The sequence below is a fragment of the Alishewanella agri BL06 genome, from assembly GCF_000272005.1.
In the GTDB taxonomy this organism is placed as follows: domain Bacteria; phylum Pseudomonadota; class Gammaproteobacteria; order Enterobacterales; family Alteromonadaceae; genus Alishewanella; species Alishewanella agri.
Map to the genome: position 1 here is coordinate 1 of NZ_AKKU01000014.1, position 18,145 is coordinate 18,145.

The 18,145-nt window shown below is 53.9% G+C and carries 17 protein-coding genes; 12 read left to right on the forward strand and 5 right to left on the reverse strand.

Annotation, left to right across the window (positions count from 1 at the left end; all coding sequences use genetic code 11):
* Positions 1–65 precede the first annotated feature (65 nt).
* Positions 66–308, reverse strand: coding sequence for a helix-turn-helix domain-containing protein (locus tag AGRI_RS07820; protein WP_008607175.1), 243 nt, complete (start codon positions 306–308; stop codon positions 66–68).
* A 204-nt stretch (positions 309–512) separates the two neighbouring features.
* Between AGRI_RS07820 and AGRI_RS16585 the strand changes: the two genes are divergently transcribed.
* Positions 513–686, forward strand: a complete 174-nt coding sequence (locus AGRI_RS16585) for a hypothetical protein (protein ID WP_008984419.1) — start codon at positions 513–515, stop codon at positions 684–686.
* 21 nt (positions 687–707) lie between these two features.
* On the opposite strand, the gene erpA is transcribed toward AGRI_RS16585, so the two are convergent.
* Positions 708–1,049, reverse strand: coding sequence for an iron-sulfur cluster insertion protein ErpA (gene erpA, locus AGRI_RS07825; RefSeq protein WP_008984420.1), 342 nt, complete (start codon positions 1,047–1,049; stop codon positions 708–710).
* 221 nt (positions 1,050–1,270) lie between these two features.
* On the opposite strand from erpA, the gene AGRI_RS07830 reads away from it, so the two are divergent.
* From AGRI_RS07830 to hemL, 4 genes are all read left to right on the forward strand, one after another.
* Positions 1,271–2,974: a chloride channel protein gene (locus AGRI_RS07830; protein ID WP_008984421.1), complete on the forward strand. Its 1,704-nt coding sequence runs from the start codon at positions 1,271–1,273 to the stop codon at positions 2,972–2,974.
* The gene (gene hemJ, locus AGRI_RS07835; RefSeq protein ID WP_008984422.1) at positions 2,971–3,402 is read left to right on the forward strand and encodes a protoporphyrinogen oxidase HemJ; all 432 of its coding nucleotides are present in this window, start codon (positions 2,971–2,973) and stop codon (positions 3,400–3,402) included. Before AGRI_RS07830 ends, hemJ begins: the two co-directional genes overlap by 4 nt.
* A gap of 67 nt (positions 3,403–3,469) precedes the next feature.
* The gene (locus tag AGRI_RS07840; protein ID WP_008984423.1) at positions 3,470–4,474 is read left to right on the forward strand and encodes an aspartate carbamoyltransferase; all 1,005 of its coding nucleotides are present in this window, start codon (positions 3,470–3,472) and stop codon (positions 4,472–4,474) included.
* Between the two features lie 18 nt (positions 4,475–4,492).
* Entirely contained in the window at positions 4,493–5,773 is a 1,281-nt protein-coding gene (hemL, locus tag AGRI_RS07845; protein ID WP_008984424.1) for a glutamate-1-semialdehyde 2,1-aminomutase, read from the forward strand.
* 70 nt (positions 5,774–5,843) lie between these two features.
* Here the strand turns inward: hemL and mrcB are convergent, their stop codons facing one another.
* From mrcB to pepB, 3 genes are read right to left on the reverse strand one after another with little or no spacing between them, the layout of a single operon-like run.
* Positions 5,844–8,087 carry a penicillin-binding protein 1B gene (mrcB, locus tag AGRI_RS07850; protein WP_008984425.1) on the reverse strand — a complete coding sequence of 748 codons (2,244 nt, stop codon included), beginning with the start codon at positions 8,085–8,087 and terminating at the stop codon, positions 5,844–5,846.
* Positions 8,084–10,534: an ATP-dependent helicase HrpB gene (gene hrpB / locus AGRI_RS07855; RefSeq protein WP_008984426.1), complete on the reverse strand. Its 2,451-nt coding sequence runs from the start codon at positions 10,532–10,534 to the stop codon at positions 8,084–8,086. The genes mrcB and hrpB overlap by 4 nt, the downstream gene beginning before the upstream one ends.
* A gap of 51 nt (positions 10,535–10,585) precedes the next feature.
* Positions 10,586–11,890, reverse strand: a complete 1,305-nt coding sequence (pepB, locus tag AGRI_RS07860) for an aminopeptidase PepB (protein ID WP_008984427.1) — start codon at positions 11,888–11,890, stop codon at positions 10,586–10,588.
* A 209-nt stretch (positions 11,891–12,099) separates the two neighbouring features.
* Between pepB and dksA the strand changes: the two genes are divergently transcribed.
* The 7 genes from dksA to AGRI_RS07895 all read left to right on the forward strand — a co-directional run bounded on the left by dksA (position 12,100) and on the right by AGRI_RS07895 (position 18,082).
* Positions 12,100–12,549: an RNA polymerase-binding protein DksA gene (gene dksA, locus AGRI_RS07865; RefSeq protein ID WP_008607161.1), complete on the forward strand. Its 450-nt coding sequence runs from the start codon at positions 12,100–12,102 to the stop codon at positions 12,547–12,549.
* Positions 12,550–12,560: 11 nt separating this feature from the next.
* The gene (gene gluQRS / locus AGRI_RS07870) at positions 12,561–13,469 is read left to right on the forward strand and encodes a tRNA glutamyl-Q(34) synthetase GluQRS (protein WP_008984428.1); all 909 of its coding nucleotides are present in this window, start codon (positions 12,561–12,563) and stop codon (positions 13,467–13,469) included.
* A gap of 112 nt (positions 13,470–13,581) precedes the next feature.
* Positions 13,582–15,045, forward strand: a complete 1,464-nt coding sequence (gene pcnB, locus AGRI_RS07875; RefSeq protein ID WP_008984429.1) for a polynucleotide adenylyltransferase PcnB — start codon at positions 13,582–13,584, stop codon at positions 15,043–15,045.
* Complete coding sequence (gene folK / locus AGRI_RS07880; RefSeq protein ID WP_008984430.1) at positions 15,032–15,535, forward strand: 2-amino-4-hydroxy-6-hydroxymethyldihydropteridine diphosphokinase; 504 nt, start codon at positions 15,032–15,034, stop codon at positions 15,533–15,535. Before pcnB ends, folK begins: the two co-directional genes overlap by 14 nt.
* A gap of 52 nt (positions 15,536–15,587) precedes the next feature.
* On the forward strand, positions 15,588–16,382 hold the full coding sequence (panB, locus tag AGRI_RS07885; RefSeq protein ID WP_008984431.1) for a 3-methyl-2-oxobutanoate hydroxymethyltransferase: 795 nt from the start codon (positions 15,588–15,590) through the stop codon (positions 16,380–16,382).
* On the forward strand, positions 16,382–17,224 hold the full coding sequence (panC, locus tag AGRI_RS07890; protein ID WP_008984432.1) for a pantoate--beta-alanine ligase: 843 nt from the start codon (positions 16,382–16,384) through the stop codon (positions 17,222–17,224). The genes panB and panC overlap by 1 nt, the downstream gene beginning before the upstream one ends.
* Positions 17,225–18,082 (forward strand): DUF72 domain-containing protein, encoded by an 858-nt coding sequence (locus AGRI_RS07895; RefSeq protein WP_008984433.1) that lies wholly within the window; start codon positions 17,225–17,227, stop codon positions 18,080–18,082.
* Positions 18,083–18,145 lie beyond the last annotated feature (63 nt).

Consider the following 18,145-nt stretch of genomic DNA (forward strand, 5'->3'; position numbering starts at 1 on the left):
TCAACACGCCCTAAAGTTTACTCTAAAGCAATCAGGCCGCATTACTGCGGCCTGATTGTGTTAACTTAATTACTGGTTACCTGCCTGAGTCCTTCCGCCGGATCGACTTCCAGCGCCTGGCAGTAACGCACAAACTCGACCACATCGAGCCGACGTTCCTGATTCTCTACCTTACCGATAAAAGAATGTGGGGTTCCCAATAATTCAGATAAGCTGCGCATGGTGTGCTTTTTTAGTTGGCGCTGTTGCTTCAACCAGGCGCACAACTTTTTATTTTCATCCGAAATTACGCTTTTTGTACCTTTCATTTTTTTTCTTCTCCCAGCGTGTTACGCTTTGTTTTAATTATGTTCCCGCTGCGTCCTGCACCTGACTCCAGACCGAACTATGCCGGCCGCAAAAATAGTGGTGTCTTAATTAATATCATAGCTTGCGACGAGCGTACAGCTTAGTGCGACAAAAAACATCAACACGCTCTGGGTGCTGGCGGCGGCAAGATTGAAGGAGACGAAATGGTACGATTGCTATTTTTACTGCCGATACTGATGTGTCTGGGCTGGTATCTGTTTTTGCGGCACTACCGCATTCCACTACAGCAGGGCAAGAAAGGCTTTATCTATATCGCGGCCTTTAATCTGATTTTGGCGCTGATTTTATGGCTGCTGTTGTTCCTGACCAACCCCTGACAGGGCTGGTCAGCAAAAACATTAAACTGAGAACGAAGAGCCACAACCACAAGTGGTTGTCGCATTTGGGTTTTGCACGATAAAGCGGCTGCCCTGCAAGCCATCGGTATAATCGACAATACCGCCCATCAGATACTGCAGGCTCATAGGATCGACGACCATGGCTACGCCCTGCTTCTCAATCAGCAGATCGCCCTCGTTGACTTTTTCATCAAAGGTAAAGCCATACTGAAAACCGGAACAACCACCACCGGTAATATAAACCCGTAATTTCAGATTCGGATTTTCTTCTTCACTGACCAGGGCAGCGACCTTGCGGGCGGCGGCATCGGTGAATTCTAACGGGATTTGCATTTCAGACATGATGACTCCAACCGAGGTTACAACAGCGCTGATTATCTAATACCTGACTAATTTATTCAAGTATTCTGGGGCGTCACTGCTGCACGCTTCTACGCCGCAAGCGCGACCTGCAAATCGTGACCGGTTAGCTATCGCGACAACTCATTTAGGGTGTGTTGACGTTTTCTGCTTAGATTTTGTGTTAAACTTCTGACATAAATAACAAAAACTGAATCTCTGTTATGCGGCGCTGGCAAGATCACCTACCTGCCTTACAACGGCGGCTGGCGATTCCTCAAACTTCGTTACAACTCTGTCTGCTGGGAATGCTGGGCGGGCTGATTGCGGCACTGCTGATTATTTTATTCCGGCTGGCGATTATCGGCCTACAGGGCTTCTTTTTGCAGCACAGCGATGACTTTAGCAGCATTAGTGCTGAATACCGTTGGTTATTACCATTAGGCGGCGCGGCCCTAATCGGCTTAATCGCGCTGGCGACCGGCTATAAGCATTACCGGCTGGGCATTCCTTTCGTCATTCACCGTATCAAAACGGCTTACGGCATTATGCCGTTTCGCAATACCCTAAATCAGTTTTTTGGCGGCATTCTGGCACTGGCCAGCGGCTTCTCGGTTGGCCGTGAGGGTCCGTCGGTACATCTTGGCGCCTATGGTGCCAGCACCGTGGGCCGCTATCTGCAGTTACCCTACAACAGTGTACGTATTCTGGCCGGTTGCGGTATTGCTGCCGCGATAGCGGCGTCTTTTAATACCCCGCTGGCGGCGATGATCTTTGTGATGGAAGTGGTACTGCGTGAATACCGTATTCATGTCTTTATTCCGGTGATGCTGGCCTCCGTCGTCGGCGCTATGGCGACCCAACTGGTCTTTGGGCACGATAAGGAGCTGGCCGCACTGGATATTATCAGCCTTAGTGTCTGGCATTTTCCTTATCTGGTGCTTTGTGGTGTGGTGATTGGCGCCTTTGCTTGGCTGTTTAACCGTAATTTAATGCGCATGCTTGAGCTGTTTAAAAAATGGCCACTGCTGTTACGGCTGGCACTGGCAGCTTTAGTTACCGCTGCGGTGGGTTATCTGATTCCTCATGCGATGGGCGCAGAAACCGGCGCCATCCAGTTTGCGATTAATAGCCCTACGGCAGTGCACTTGTTGCTGTTGTTGTTAGCCGGCAAAATGATTCTGACGCTGTTCGCCATCGGTCTGGGTGTTCCCGGCGGCATTATTGGTCCGATCTTTGGTATGGGTGTGGTATTGGGTACCATCCTGGCGATTGTACCGGCGGTGCTGGTTGATAATACCAGTAACTCAGGCACCTATGCAGTGCTGGGTATGGCTGGCCTGATGGCAGCCACCCTGCATGCGCCTTTAGCCGCGCTGGTAGCAGTAATGGAGCTGGCGGCGAACCAGCAAATCGTGTTACCGGCCATGTTGGTGATTGTTACGGCCTATGTCACCACAGTGCAGTTTTTTAATAATAAATCCATCTTTATGACCCAGCTCGATTTTATGCAACTGCCCTACAAACTGTCGCCGGCGGATGATGTGCTACAAAAAGTCGGGGTACTGGCGGTGCTAAATCAGGATTATCAGCTGCTGGCCGATCCGGATGAACACAGCGTGCGCCAGGTATTGGCGCAGCTACAACCACCGCAACAGTTACTGATCAAGCGCCATGAAGGTGACAGCGTGCAGTTTTATACTGCCCAATACGATGTCAGCTTATCACTCAGTGGCGACAGCAGTATTCAGTATGCTGCAGTAAAAGGCTTGTCACATCAGGCAACCATGGCTGAAGTGTTGCATGAACTGGAAGATCGCCGTGAAGGGCTGGTGTATATTTACCAGCAAGATCCGACCGAACCTATTGGCATTATCCGCTGGGACCAGTTGCGTGCCCTGCTGATTAAACAGAATAATTTAATATGACGCTAATCCTGATTTACAAAGCCCTGCATGTGTTTTTTATGGTGGCCTGGTTTGCCGGTATTTTTTATTTACCGCGGCTGTTTGTCTATCATGCCGAAACCCAAAGCCCGGACTGCGACGCCACCTTTAAAGTGATGGAACGGCGCTTACTGTATTTTGTTACGCCCTTTGCCATCCTGACGCTGCTATTTGGCTTGCTGTTGATCTTCAGCTATGGCCGGGCCTGGTTTGCGGTAAGCAGCTGGCTGCACTATAAGCTGCTGCTCGTTATCGTATTGTATGGCTATCATGGCTACTGCTTTAAGCTGTTGGCCGATTTTAAACATGGCCGCAACCGGCGTTCGGCGCGTTTTTATCGCATCTTTAATGAACTGCCGGTACTGCTGCTACTGGCGATAATTTTACTGGCGATACTGAAGCCGCTTTAGCCGGCCGCGGCTTTGCCGTATAATCAGGCAGCCGTTTTGCCCAGCCCTACGACAAGTGAGCATCCCGATGAGCTTTAAAGGTCAGCATATTCTGTCGGTCAAACAGTTCGACCGTGACAATATCCAGTATATTTTTGATATCGCCCGCAAAATGGCACCCTATGCCAGCCGGAAAAAGCGCACCCGAGTTCTGGATGGTGCCATCCTTGGTAATTTATTTTTCGAACCCAGCACCCGTACCCGGGTCAGCTTTGGTTGTGCCTTTAACCTGTTAGGTGGCGAAGTGCGCGAAACCACCGGTATGGAATCCTCTGCCTTATCCAAAGGCGAATCCTTGTACGATACCGCGCGGGTGATCAGCAGTTACAGCGATGTGATAGCGATGCGCCATCCACAAGCCGGCTCTGTCGCAGAATTTGCTGAGGGTAGCCGGGTACCGGTCTTAAACGGTGGCGATGGCGCCAATGAGCACCCCACACAAGCCCTGCTGGATCTGTTTACCATTGAACGCGAACTGCAGGCCAGTGGCCAAAGTATTGATGGTATGCATATTGCGATGGTCGGCGATCTGAAGTTTGGTCGCACCGTGCATTCGTTATCTAAATTGCTAGCGCTATACAAAAACCTGCAGATCACCCTGATTTCGCCACAGGAGCTGGCGATGCCGGATGAAGTGGTCAGTGCCCTGGATAATGCCGGTCACCGCTTAACCATTAGCGACAAACTGGAAGGCAATCTGAATGCCGATATCGTCTATCAGACTAGGATCCAGGAAGAGCGCTTCCCGTCAAAAGCCGAGGCCAATCAGTACCGCGGCAAGTTCCGGCTGAACCAGGAAATTTACACCCGACACTGTAAATCCAATACCGTGATTATGCACCCGCTGCCGCGCGACTCGCGGCAGGAAGCAAACGAGTTGGATAATGATTTAAACCTGAATCCGAATCTGGCCATCTTCCGCCAGGCAGATAACGGTATTCTGGTACGGATGGCGCTGTTTGCGCTGACCTTAGGCGTACAGGATCTGGTACAGGACTACGAGTGCGCTGTGCCCTGGTACACCAATAAATAAGCGGTTATAGGAATTATTATGTCTTTATCATCTGAATTATTTCAACGCGCGCAGCGCACTATCCCGGGTGGGGTTAACTCGCCGGTACGCGCCTTTAAAAGCGTTGGCGGTGAGCCTTTTTTCGTCGCCAAAGCCGACGGCGCCTACCTGTTTGATGTCGATGGCAAACGCTATATCGACTATATCGGCTCCTGGGGCCCGATGTTACTGGGCCATAACCATCCGGCGATCCGCGAAGCCGTGATCCGTGCGGCAGCCAATGGCTTAAGCTTTGGTGCCCCCTGTCCGGCAGAAGTGACTATGGCCGAAAAAGTGGCTGAACTGGTGCCCAGTATGCAAATGCTGCGGATGGTCAGTTCCGGTACCGAAGCGACGATGAGCGCAATCCGACTGGCGCGCGGTTATACCGGTCGCGATACCATCGTAAAATTTGAAGGCTGTTATCACGGTCATGCTGACTCCTTACTGGTTAAAGCCGGCTCTGGCGCCCTGACGCTGGGCGTGCCCAATTCACCGGGCGTACCGGCAGACTTTGCCAAATATACCCTGACCTGTGAGTTTAATAATCTGCCACAAATTCAGCAGTTATTTGCCGAACAGGGCAATCAGATCGCCTGTATTATCGTCGAGCCGGTGGCCGGCAATATGAACTGTATTCCGCCTGAGCCAGGCTTTTTAGAGGGTCTGCGCACCCTTTGTGACGAATACGGCAGCGTACTGATTTTTGATGAAGTCATGACCGGCTTCCGCGTGGCGCTGGGTGGTGCTCAAGCCTATTACGGTGTGACACCGGATCTGACGACACTGGGTAAAATTATCGGTGGCGGTATGCCGGTTGGTGCTTTTGGCGGTAAAAAAGAGATTATGCAACATCTGGCGCCGTTGGGCCCGGTGTATCAGGCCGGCACCTTATCCGGTAATCCTATAGCAATGGCGGCGGGTTTAGCGGCCCTGACTGAGATCAGCAAGCCGGGGGTGTACGAGGCATTAACCGAGAAAACTTCCCAACTGATTAAAGGCTTAGCTCAGGCTGCGGCTAAACATGGTGTACCGGTCAGCTTTAATCAGGTTGGCGGCATGTTTGGCTTGTTCTTCACCAACGAGGGTCGGGTCAGCAACTATCAGCAAGCCACCCGCTGTGATATTGACGCCTTTAAACGCTTCTTCCATCTGATGCTGCAACAGGGGATCTATCTGGCGCCTTCTGCCTATGAAGCCGGCTTCTTGTCGCTGGCACACAGCGCAGAGGATTTGAAGGAAACTATCGCTGCGGCCGACTACGCTTTCTCGGCATTATAAACCGCTAACAGTAATAGGGTTATACCAAAACGCCAGCGCTATGCTGGCGTTTTATTTTGGTATTCTCAGCTTAATCGCAATCCGCTAAACCCAATACCGTGTTTTTATGCGCCGGTAACAACCAGCTATTAGGGCAGTACTCTGGCACTGGCAACCCGCTTTTGGTCGAAAAACGCTGCCATTCCACCTGCTCCGGCATATAGCGGATCAGATTCTGGCTGCCCTTTTGCCGGAAGAAATCCGTAAACAGGCGCAAGGCACCGGTACCCCCCGTTAAACCTGTGGTCTTATTATCATCCCGCCCCAGCCAGACTGTGACCAGGGTTTCCTGATCAAAGCCAGCAAACCAGCTATCGCGGTAATCACTGGAGGTCCCGGTCTTACCGGCAAAGGTTGGCCGCGGCCAGGTACGGGCCAATGACTGGGCGGTGCCAGTCAGGGTTGACTCAATCATTGCATACTGCAGTAAATAGACGTCCTCTGCCGAATAACGCTGTGTTAACGGGCTTTGGCGCTGATACAACACCGTACCTTGTTGATCGGTTAACGCCTGTACCGTCGCCAAAGGTTGATGCAGGCCATTATTGGCGATGGTCTGATAAAGCTGAGTCACTTCATAAGGTGATAAATCTACCGCGCCCAACAGCGCAGACGGAAATAAATTAACCCGCCGCTCTAACCCAAGCCGACGCAAGCTCTCCTGCACTTTTGGCATGCCGAGTTGCAAGCCAAGCCGCACCGTTGGTACGTTTAGGGAGTCAGCCAGCGCCCTAACCAGCGGCACAGGGCCTCGAAACGTCTTATCAAAATTCTGCGGTTGCCAATCCTGATTATTATTGCGCAGGCTAATCGGATTATCATCCAGCAAGGTACCGAGGGTATAGCGGCCACGCTGTGCCAACGCCTCCAGATAAATCGGCGGCTTAATTAAACTACCAATCGGTCTTCTGGCATCCAGCGCGCGGTTAAACCCGGCATAGCCCGCCGTTTTACCGCCAACCAACGCCTGTACTGCAGCCTGTTGGTAATCAACTACCACCATAGCGGCTTCCAGCTCTTTATTCATATCGGTCACCAGTTGACCGACCGTGCGCTCAGCCTGGGTTTGCGCCAACGGATCCAAATAAGTAAAGACTTTAATGCCACTATTTAGTAAGCGACTGTCCAGCGATAACTGTCTGAGTTCACGTCGTACCGCATCCATATAAGCCGGGAAGTTCGCATTCAGATACTGACCACGCTCAATCACCCTGATCGGCGAGGCAAGTGCCCGTTCATAACTGGCTTTATCAAGTAAATGCTGCTCGAACATTAAACGCAGCACCAGATCCCGCCGCTGCTGCGCCCGCTCGGGAAAGCGCCGCGGATCGTAAAATCCAGGCCCTTTGACAATACCAATTAACAGCGCATATTGCTCCGGATTGAGCTCGGCCAGTGGCTTGCCAAAATAGAAGCGGCTGCCCAGCCCAAAACCATGAATCGCGGTATTGTGATTCTGGCCAAGGTAAATTTCATTCAGGTAGGCTTCGAGGATCTGATCTTTACTAAACCGATACTCCAATACCAACGCAATAAAGGCCTCGTTGATTTTACGCCACAGATGCCGGTCCTGCGTCAGATACATGTTCTTCGCCAACTGCTGAGTTAGCGTTGATCCGCCTTGCACCGTGCGCCCGGCACTCAGATTGACGAAGAAAGCCCGCACTATCGATAAGGGCGAAACACCCCGGTGCTGATAAAAGTCACGGTCCTCAACCAGCAATAAGGTTTCCTTCAGCAGCTCAGGTACCCGCTCCAGCCGGACCAGTTCACGATCTTCCTGGTCCGGTGACACCAGATGTTCAATCAGTTGCGGTTCTAACCGTGCAAAACTGACCGTGTCTCTCGCTTGCACGATACGGCTAATGCCACTGCGGTTAAACTCCACACTAAACTGCTCGGCCGGTTGTTCACCGTCAATGTAAGTAAAGCCGCGGCGATAGATACTGACGCTGCCACCTTTAACACTAAACTGCCCCGGCCCGTTGACCCGCTCTACACGACGATACTGCAATTGTTCCAGTTCGCGAACCAGATTGGCCTGAGTCAGATAGCGTCCGGGATATAAGGTCAGGCTGCGGCCATAAATTTGTGCCGGGATCTGCCATTTCTGGCCGGAGAAGGTACTGGTGATCTTACTGTCGAGATAAATCAGATAAATGCCCAGCCCGAGTACCATTGCCAACGCCAGTTTCAGGCTGGTTTGCCAGATCAGGCGCCACCAGCGGCCCGGACGGCTGCTGGATACGGCTTTTTTGCTGCGCTTTCGGCTCATAACTGCATCGCTTTTTTAGTTTTGGTGGTCGGCAGCGCCGTCGCCGGATCGTCCGGCCAATAGTGTTTAGGGTAACGCCCTTTCATTTCTTTTTTTACCTCTGGCCAGGCTTGTTGCCAGAAGCTCGCCAGATCGCGGGTAATTTGCAGCGGCTGCCGCCCCGGTGACAGCAACGTCAGCGTCAGGGCCAGTTGCCCGGCCAGCACCGTCGGCGAAACGAGTTGACCATACATTTCCTGAACCCTGACTGAAAAACCCGGTCCACCCGGCAGGGTGTAATCAATACTGACTCTGGAGCCAGCCGGGGTTTGCCAGTGTTCCGGTAACCACTCGTTCAGTTGCTGTTGCTGCCGGTAACTCAGCTGCTGCCACAGTAAATTGTATAACGGCAGTTGTTGTAGCTCCGTCAGCTTATTCAGCTCGCCAAGGTAGGGGCCCAGCCAGACGGATAAGGTCGTTAATAAGGCTGTATCGCTCAGATCCGGTAAGCTGCTGTCCATAGTGCGCGCCAGCGCCAGCCGCTGCTGCAGTTGCCGGCAATGGTCGTTAAACGGCAATAATTGCAAACCCTTACGCTGAAGATAGTCCAGCCAGGCTTGCTGCCGGCTCTCACGATCAAGCTGTAATTTTGCAGGCTTACGCTGCAATACTAATTGCCCGAAGCGCAGTTGCTGTTCGCTAAAAAACGCCTGCTTCTGCTCATCCCAACCACTGTAACTTTGCCAGCTTAACTCAGGCCAGTCCGCCAGTACTTCGTCCAGCGTAATCGCCACCGCCTGACTAATGCGGTTTTGCTGCTGATAGTCGCGGCTGCTGCTCACAACCAACAAGGCTTGCCCCGCCAAGGGATCATCCGGCGCCAATACCGCGCCACAGCCATTGGCCAGTAAATAGCCCTGACCACGGCGCTGCGCCAGCCGATCCGGGAAGGCGCGTAGCAATAAGGTTGGCAGCAATTGCAGTGGTAAAGTATTCAGCTTGCTCACCCCGAGCTTGCGGGCAAACTGCTCGGCCTGCGGGTATAAGCTGGCAAAAGGTGGCCGCCGCTGCTGGAGCAGTGCGAGTTGTTGATACAGGTCCTGCGTAGCGGGCCGGCTCTCTTCCAGCAAGGCGGCTAACAGGGCGGCCAGCCAACCGGCACCGGCGGTGCTTTTTTCCAGCTGCCTGGCATGCTGTAACATACTGGCCAGCCGGATGTCGGTACCAAACTGATACAGTTCACGACCATAGCGGGTGAGCTGCCCTTTGGCATCCAGCACCTGCAGTTGCTGCAATAAGGCCGTCGCCGCGGCCAGATTACCGCTGGCCGGGGCCGTTAACCAGTTTAACGCCTCTGGCTGACAACCCCAGACGGCCAGCTCCAGCCGCAGCTGGGTTAATTCCGCCAGTTCAATCTCCGGCGGCTCGAAAGCCGGGCGGCGTTGCCATTGCTCCGGCGTATCCAGCCGGTAGCAAATGCCCGGCGCCAAACGACCAGCGCGACCGGCGCGCTGCACCGCGGCAGCCTGGCTAATGGCAACGGTTTCCAGTTTGGTCAGGCCATTACGCGCCTGATAGCTGGCCCGGCGCGCCTGGCCACTGTCTACCACCACGGTAATGCCTTCAATGGTTAAGCTGGTTTCGGCCAGATTAGTCGCCAGCACAATTTTATGCTGGCCGGCCGGTGGCGCGGCAATAGCGGCTTGTTGCTGCGCCAGGCTGAGGCTACCGATTAGGGGCCAGACTTGCAGCTCTGGCGGCAAGCCCTGGCTCTGTAACCAAGTGGCGGCCTGCTGAATTTCGGCCTGACCGGGTAAAAATACCAGCAGATTACCGCAGTGCTGGCGATAAGCCTGCAATGCCAGCTTAGCGGCCTGTAGTGCCAGCGGCTCTTTCGACACCGGCGTCGGCGGCTGATAGCGAATCTCAACCGGGTAGCTGCGACCGTCGCTTTGCAGCAACGGCGCCTGCAAATACTGCTGCAATGCCTGACAATCCAGCGTCGCCGACATCACCAGCAGCTTTAACTGTTCATTCAGTTGCTGCACCTCTAACGCCAGCGCCAATCCCAGATCGGCATGCAGCGAACGTTCGTGAAATTCGTCGAATATTAATAAATCCACCGTAGATAACAGCGGATCTTGCTGAATTTTGCGGGTTAAAATGCCCTCAGTCACAATCAATAGCCGGGTATCCGCACTAAATTGACTGTCCTGGCGGATTTGATAGCCCACCGTTTTACCGACCGGCTCACCCAATTGCTGTGCCAGATAGGCAGCAATGCTGCGTGCCGCCAGGCGGCGCGGCTCCAGCAACAGGATATTTTTACCGGCAAACTGGGGCTGCTGTAACAGATACAGCGGCAAATACGTCGATTTACCGGCACCCGGTGGCGCCGACAGGATCACGCGGTTTTGCTGTGCCAGGATCTGGCACAGCTTAGGCAGGATCTCTACAACAGGTAACAAGCTAGAGCTCTCTCAGACAGCGGCAGCACACTAAGCGATAGCCGCCGCCACTCAGGCTGACAATTCCGCTAACAGGGTAGCGGCAATAGTACGAATGCCCTGACCGGTGGCACCGGCCGCCCAATAGGCATTGGCGCTGCCATTAAAGGCGGCAGCTAAATCAAAGTGCAACCAGCCCTGACCGTCATTCGGTACAAAGCGACTTAAAAAGCCGGCAGCATTGCTGGCGCCACCGGCACCGCCACCTTTGACCGGCCGGCTGTTGGCCGTATCGGCATAAGGTGACGGGCATTGCTGCTGATGCCATTTTGCCAGCGGTAACTGCCAGGTCAGTTCCTGTTGTTCCGCCGCATACGCCAGCGCCCGCTGTGCCAGTACCTGATCTAAGGCAAACAAGGCATTATATTCGGTGCCCACCGCCGTTTGCGCGGCGCCGGTCAGGGTTGCAGCATCAATAATCAGCCCGGCACCACTGTCGCCCGCCAATTGCAGACCATCCGCCAGTACCAGCCGGCCTTCGGCATCGGTATTCACAATTTCTACTGTGGTACCATTTTTATAGGTGATAATATCGCCAAGTTTATAAGCATGACCGCTGATCAGGTTTTCGGCGCAGCATAAGATCAGTTTGACCCGCTGCGTCAGACCACCGAGGATCGCCAGCGCCAGCGCTGCTGTGACTGTCGCGGCACCACCCATATCACATTTCATCGTCAGCATGCCTTCAGTCGCTTTAATCGAATAACCGCCACTGTCAAAGGTAATGCCTTTACCGACCAAAGCCGCTGCAACAGGCGCATCCGGGTTGCCGGTCGGGTTAAAGTCCAGCTCCAGCAGTGCCGGTGCGCGATCGCTGCCACGACCAACCTGATAAATGCCATGCCAGCCCGCCTGTTGCAGTTGTTCACCGAGCAGGATCTGCTGCGACACCTTGCCGTCACCGGCCACCTCTTGAATAAAGGCTGCCGCATGCTGACACAGCAACTCAGGAGATAATTGCTCCGGCGTCTGGTTAATCAGGCCACGGGCAAAGCTGTAACAACGTACCAGCTGCTGCAGACGGGTAACGGTTGCGGCATCGCCGGTAAAATTGACACCGCTAAAGCGTTTGGCATTAATAAAGCCCTGATAAAAGGCCCACTGCGCTTCCAGCGACCAGTCACCCGCTAACTGCACTTCGGTCAGACCAAGGTTATCCAGCTGCCGGGCAGCTTTTTGAATACTACGCAGCTCATCACCGGCTTTAACATGAATTTGATAGCCCTGGCTGCTTGGGGTCAGGCTGGCTTTACCAAAGGCAGCAGCGGCTGGCTGCTGAGTCAGTGAAATATGTAACAGATTAGTGGTCGATTCCATCTTTTACTCCGTTTATAGGGGGCTGTCGGCTTCTTAGCAAGGCTGATGCTAAACATTGTAACACAGAGCGGCTGCTGAAAATAAAGTGACGAATGGCTGCTCAGTCTGTATACTTCCGCGGTTTTTCAATAGTGATTGCGATAGCATTAATATTCTGCTATCTATAGCCGCCATCTTTTTTGCTTGGCGGTATTGTACAGGAGAGAATCATGCCAGAGGGCAATAACAACAAAACCCTGGGGCTGCTGGCGCTGGCCGGTGTTGAGCCATATCAGGAGGCGGTCGGGGAAGAGTACATGAACCCGAAGCAGCTGGAGCATTTCCGCAAAATTCTCGATGCCTGGCGCCAACAGTTACGGGAAGAAGTTGACCGTACCAAGAACCATATGGCTGACGAAGCCGCTAACTTCCCGGATCCGGTAGACCGTGCCGCCCAGGAAGAAGAATTCAGCTTAGAACTGCGCGCACGGGATCGTGAGCGTAAACTGCTGAAAAAGATTGAAAAAACGCTGCAAAAAATTGAGAACGACGATTTCGGTTACTGTGATACCTGCGGCATTGAAATCGGTATCAAGCGCTTAGAAGCGCGGCCAACTGCCGATCAGTGTATCGACTGTAAAACCCTGGCCGAAATCAAAGAGAAGCAGTTAGGCGGCTAAGGTCTTATCCCTTGGCAAACGCCCGCACTTCCCCCCAAAACACGGCCGGCTATACCGGCCGTTTTGCTCCCTCCCCTTCTGGTCCACTGCACTTTGGCTCCTTAATTGCTGCCCTGGGTAGTTATCTGCAGGCAAAAAGTCAGGCTGGCCGCTGGCTGGTACGCATCGAAGATATCGATACCCCGCGCACCCAGCCCGGTGCCGACAGCGCCATTTTAACGGCACTGGAAAGCTTTGGTCTGCAGTGGGATGGCGAGATTTGGTATCAAAGCCAGCGGCTGGAACGTTACCAGTACATTTTTCAACAGCTACGCCAGCAAGGGCTGATCTATGGTTGTCAGTGCAGCCGTAAACAAATTAACGATGGCGGTGGAATTTATCCCGGTACTTGTCAGCAGCTCGGACTGTCTGCTGAGCCGTTAGCCTGGCGACTCTGCAGCCCGGCGGCAACCGGCTTTACCGATCTGGTCTTCGGCCCGCAGCAGATCGACACTGCCCTGGCCGCCGAGCACTATGTGGTAAAACGTCGTGATGGCCTGTTTAGCTACCAGTTGGTGGTGGTAGTGGATGATTGGGATCAGGGCATTACGCAAGTGATCCGTGGCGCCGATTTGCTGACGATGACCAGCCGGCAACAGCACTTATTTTGGTTATTGGGCGCAGCAGCGCCTGACTATGGCCATTTACCGCTGGCGGTAACGGCACCTGGCCAGAAGCTGAGTAAACAAAACCATGCCAGGCCGCTGCAAGCTTGGCCGCTGACGCAAAGTATGGCTGCGGCCTTAACGGTGCTTGGTCATCCGCCGCCGGCAGAGCTTGCCGGTGCCCCGGTGAGCGAGTTGTTAGCCTGGGCACTTGGCAACTGGCAATTACGTCAGGTACCGCAGCAGTTGGAAGTGCGCTGCCCTGACTTTGCCTGATAAATTTGCCGCCGGCCTTACATTCTCATTTTCCGGCAATTCGGGTATGATACGCCGGTTTTTCGGCCAAAGTGCCGTATCGGTTTTTAGGAGACATATCATTATTTCGCGAGTGCTTGATTTTTGCCGCCGTAAGCTGAGCAAAACTGCCACCCAACCGAGCAGTGGCAAGCCGGCTAAAGCTGCCAAAACCCCGGCGACTAAAGCTATCAGCGCCAACCCGGTGCCCTCTTCAGTTTTGCCGCCATTGCAGGTGATTAGCCGTGATCGGCATGCCATTTCGCGCAAAGATATCAGCCCGAATGCGTTGAAAGTGTTGTACCGGCTCAAAGATGCGGGCTACGACGCCTATCTGGTCGGTGGCTGTATCCGTGATTTATTGCTTGGCTTACAGCCAAAAGATTTCGATGTGGTCACCAATGCCAAGCCGGAAGAAATTAAGCAGGTGTTCCGCAACTGCCGGCTGATTGGCCGCCGTTTTCGCTTAGCACACGTGGTCTTTGGCCGCGAAGTGATTGAAGTCGCCACCTTCCGTGGCCATCACAGTGGTGCTGACGACGAGGAAGATAGCAGCAAGATCGCCAGCCTCAGCGATCACGGTCAGATCCTGCGCGATAATGTGTACGGTACCATTGAAGAAGATGCCGAGCGGCGCGACTTTAGCGTCAATGCGCTGTACTACTCGATTAAAGACTTTGCTATCTATGATTTTGCCAACGGCATGCAAAGCATCGCCGAGCGGCGCATTGAACTGATTGGCGATCCGGAAACCCGCTATCGTGAAGATCCGGTGCGGATGCTGCGCGCCATCCGCTTTGCCACTAAATTAAATATGCAAATCGCACCGGATACGGCGCGCGATATCCCTGAGCTGGCGGTATTGCTAAAGAATATCCCGGCGCCACGGCTGTTTGATGAACTGGTTAAGATGTGGCTGGCCGGCAAAGGCTTCGATAACTTTATGCTGATGCGTGAGCTGAAAGTCTTTAAGGTATTACTGCCGCAGCTGGAAAAACTGTTAAAGCAGGAACCGGAAGGTAAAGCCTTTCAACTGGTCACCCGTGCTTTGCAAGATACCGATCAGCGGGTCGCGCAGGACAAACCGGTGACGCCGGCCTTTGTGTTTGCCGCCATGCTTTGGTACCCGGTAGAAGTGCGGGCCCAGACACTGCTGATTGAGAGTGGCCTGAATGAAAATGACGCCCTCAGCATCGCGATGACCGAAGTGCTGGATGACGTGCAGCGTAGTATTGCCATTCCGAAACGCTTTAGTCTGGCAATGCGCGATATCTGGATCTTACAAAGCCGGCTGCCCAAACGCGCTGGTCGTCGCGCCTTTAAGCTGATGGAACAAAATAAATTCCGCGGCGCTTTTGACTTTTTGCAACTAAGAGCCGCAGCCGAGGGCGGTGAACTGACTGCACTGGCAAACTGGTGGCAGAGTTTTCAATTTACCGATGAAGCCGGCAAGCTGCAGCTGATTAATCAACTCGGCAAAGCCGGTGTCGAGCGGCCAAAACGCCGGCGTACCAAACGTAAAGCGCCAACTGACAATACTGATAATGCTGCCAGCTGAACGTTGTTATATTGGCCTGGGCGCCAATCTGGTTGAACCAGTGGCGCAGCTGCAAGCCGCAGTGACAGCCCTTGGACAACTGCCCGAAACCAGGCTGGTGCAGGTATCGCGCTTTTACAGCTCCAAACCGATGGGGCCACAGGATCAGCCGGATTATGTTAATGCGGTCGCGGCGCTGGATACCCGTTTAACGCCGCTGGCGTTACTACACGCCTTACAGCAGATCGAACTTGCGCATGGCCGGCAACGCAAAGCCGAGCGTTGGGGCCCCCGCACCCTGGATCTGGATATCCTGTTATTTGGTACGCAACAAATCGACCATCCCGAGCTGACTGTGCCACACTATGGTATGCAGCTGCGGGAGTTTGTGTTGTATCCGCTGGCCGAGCTGGCACCGGATTTAATTTTACCTGATGGCGTAGCGTTACAGAGCCTGTTACAACAGGTGCCACTAAATGGCCTGACGCCACTGCAACCTCCTTGCGACTGACGCCGCTTTGTGCGAAGGTGCGCATCCGGACTCACTGTCGGAATAGATCAAAATGCCGAAAATTACCACTGCCGTACTGCAAAAAATGAAGCAACAAGGTGACAAGATCACCATGTTAACGGCTTATGATGCCAGCTTCGCCAAACTCTTTGCCGAACAAGGCGTCGACGTGCTGCTAATTGGCGACTCGCTGGGCATGGTACTGCAGGGCCATAGCGATACACTACCCGTTACCACCGCCGATATCGCTTATCACACCCGCGCGGTGCGCGCCGGTGCCCCCGATGCCTTTGTGATTGCCGATATGCCCTTTATGAGCTATGCCACGCCGGAGCAGGCGATGCAGAATGCGACGCCGCTGATGCAGGCCGGTGCCAATATGGTGAAATTAGAAGGCGGTGACTTTTTACTGCCCACCATCAAAGCCCTGACTGAGCGCGGTGTGCCGGTGTGTGGTCATTTAGGCTTAACGCCACAATCCGTCCACTTGTTTGGTGGCTTTAAAGTGCAGGGTAAAACCGCGGAAAAAGCCGATGCCATGGTCCGGCAAGCGCTGGCACTGCAGGAAGCCGGTGCGCAACTGCTGGTGATGGAATGTATTCCACAGCCGCTGGCCGAGCGCATTACCCAGGCGCTGACTATTCCGGTGATCGGTATTGGTGCCGGCAACGTCACCGATGGCCAGGTACTGGTGATGCATGATTTACTTGGCATCAGCAGTGGTTATATTCCGAAGTTTTCCAAAAATTATCTGGCGCAAACCGGTGACATCCGTAGCGCCATAACAACCTACGTCAGTGAAGTGAAAGCCGGCATTTTCCCGGCAAAAGAGCACAGTTTTCAATAATGCAGCACCTGGAATCGATCTCCGCGCTACGGGCGCAAATCCGCGACTGGCGCTTAGCCGGTAAACGCATTGGCTTTGTGCCAACCATGGGCAATCTGCACGCCGGGCATTTCCGGCTGGTTGATATCGCCCGCCAACATGCCGATGTGGTGATTGCCAGCATCTTTGTTAATCCGATGCAATTTGGTCAGAACGAAGATCTGGATAAGTATCCGCGTACACTGGCGGCAGATATGCAAGGCCTGACTGCACATGGCTGTGCCGCCTTGTTTACGCCCACGCCGGCCATCATGTATCCGCGCGGGCTGGACGTACAAAGCTTTGTCGAAGTACCGAAACTGGGCGATTTACACTGTGGTGCCAGCCGGGCCGGTCATTTCCGCGGTGTCAGCACCGTGGTGGCGAAACTGTTTAATCTGGTACAACCGGATGTCGCCTGTTTTGGTCAGAAAGACTACCAGCAACTGGCGATTATCCGCCAGATGGTGGCGGACCTGTCGTTTCCGATTGAGATTATCGGGGTGCCGACTGAGCGCGCCGCGGATGGTCTGGCACTCAGCTCGCGTAACGGTTATCTGACGGCGGAGGAGCGTGCCAAGGCACCGGCGTTATACCAGATCCTGCAGCAACTAAAACAACAGATCCTGGCTGCTGCCGCCCCCTACCGCGAGCTGGAGCAAAACGCCAAAGCGGCGTTACAGGCGGCCGGTTTTATCCCGGATTATCTGAATATCAGCCATCGTCAGACCTTAGCCCTGGCCAATGACGCCAATGAGCCAAAAGTGATCCTGGCGGCAGCCAAACTGGGTAGCACCCGGCTGATCGATAATCTGGAAGTGTAAATGCTCTATCTGGGCTGCCCGCTGTGGGCTAATCCACACTGGCGTGGCAGCCTGTATCCGCAAGGTACCAGCAGCAGCGACTTTCTTGCCCATTACGCCACCGTGTTTAACAGCGTAGAGGGCAATACCAGCTTTTACGCCGATCCGGACAGCGCCACCCTCGAGCGCTGGGCGGCGACCTTGCCTGCTGACTTCCGGCTGCAGTTAAAGCTGCCGTCACGTTTTTCGCATAACAGTGCGACGACACAAGCAGATGATATCCTGGCCTGGTTAAAGACGCTCAGCGTGTTGGGGGATAAGCTTGGCATGCTGCATTTACAACTGCCGGCCAGTACCGGCCCGCATGCTTTGCCCTGGCTGGAACAGCAACTTATCACCCTGCGCCCGCATTACCAGTTGTGCGTTGAAGTGCGGCATCCAGCCTTCTTCGATAAGGCCGCATACGAAATTCGCTTAAACCGCCTACTACAGCAGTATCAATGCGAACGGGTGGTGCTCGATAGCCGGGCTCTGTTTAGTGTGCCGGCCCGCAGTCCGGCGCTATTGGATGCACAGCAAAAAAAGCCCCGGCTACCGGTACATGCGATCTGTCTGAGCGCCCAACCGGTGATCCGCTTTATCGGCTGTGATGATGCCAGCATCAACCAGCATTATTATCAGCCCTGGTTACGCAAAGTCGCCGACTGGCTGCAGGCCGGTAAAACGCCCTACTGCTACTTTCACACCCCGGATAACCATGGCGCACCGGCCTTATGCCGCCAGTTTGTCGCTGATTTACAGCCAATGGTGCCCGGCTTGCAGCATCCGGTACTGGACCTTTGGCCAGGAGAAGCGCGCCAGCAACTCGGTCTTTGGTAGAAAAGACCGCTGAGATCAAAGTTTTTCCGCCCAAAACCCGCTATGCTGCTTCTTAGAATGGCG

What these genes read in the sequence shown, in the direction of transcription:
- AGRI_RS07820 (WP_008607175.1), bottom strand. Translation starts at nt 308, where the DNA reads ATGAAAGGTACAAAAAGCGTAATTTCGGATGAAAATAAAAAGTTGTGC.
- AGRI_RS16585 (WP_008984419.1), top strand. Translation starts at nt 513, where the DNA reads ATGGTACGATTGCTATTTTTACTGCCGATACTGATGTGTCTGGGCTGG.
- erpA (WP_008984420.1), bottom strand. Translation starts at nt 1,049, where the DNA reads ATGTCTGAAATGCAAATCCCGTTAGAATTCACCGATGCCGCCGCCCGC.
- AGRI_RS07830 (WP_008984421.1), top strand. Translation starts at nt 1,271, where the DNA reads ATGCGGCGCTGGCAAGATCACCTACCTGCCTTACAACGGCGGCTGGCG.
- hemJ (WP_008984422.1), top strand. Translation starts at nt 2,971, where the DNA reads ATGACGCTAATCCTGATTTACAAAGCCCTGCATGTGTTTTTTATGGTG.
- AGRI_RS07840 (WP_008984423.1), top strand. Translation starts at nt 3,470, where the DNA reads ATGAGCTTTAAAGGTCAGCATATTCTGTCGGTCAAACAGTTCGACCGT.
- hemL (WP_008984424.1), top strand. Translation starts at nt 4,493, where the DNA reads ATGTCTTTATCATCTGAATTATTTCAACGCGCGCAGCGCACTATCCCG.
- mrcB (WP_008984425.1), bottom strand. Translation starts at nt 8,087, where the DNA reads ATGAGCCGAAAGCGCAGCAAAAAAGCCGTATCCAGCAGCCGTCCGGGC.
- pepB (WP_008984427.1), bottom strand. Translation starts at nt 11,890, where the DNA reads ATGGAATCGACCACTAATCTGTTACATATTTCACTGACTCAGCAGCCA.
- dksA (WP_008607161.1), top strand. Translation starts at nt 12,100, where the DNA reads ATGCCAGAGGGCAATAACAACAAAACCCTGGGGCTGCTGGCGCTGGCC.
- folK (WP_008984430.1), top strand. Translation starts at nt 15,032, where the DNA reads ATGCTGCCAGCTGAACGTTGTTATATTGGCCTGGGCGCCAATCTGGTT.
- panB (WP_008984431.1), top strand. Translation starts at nt 15,588, where the DNA reads ATGCCGAAAATTACCACTGCCGTACTGCAAAAAATGAAGCAACAAGGT.
- panC (WP_008984432.1), top strand. Translation starts at nt 16,382, where the DNA reads ATGCAGCACCTGGAATCGATCTCCGCGCTACGGGCGCAAATCCGCGAC.
- AGRI_RS07895 (WP_008984433.1), top strand. Translation starts at nt 17,225, where the DNA reads ATGCTCTATCTGGGCTGCCCGCTGTGGGCTAATCCACACTGGCGTGGC.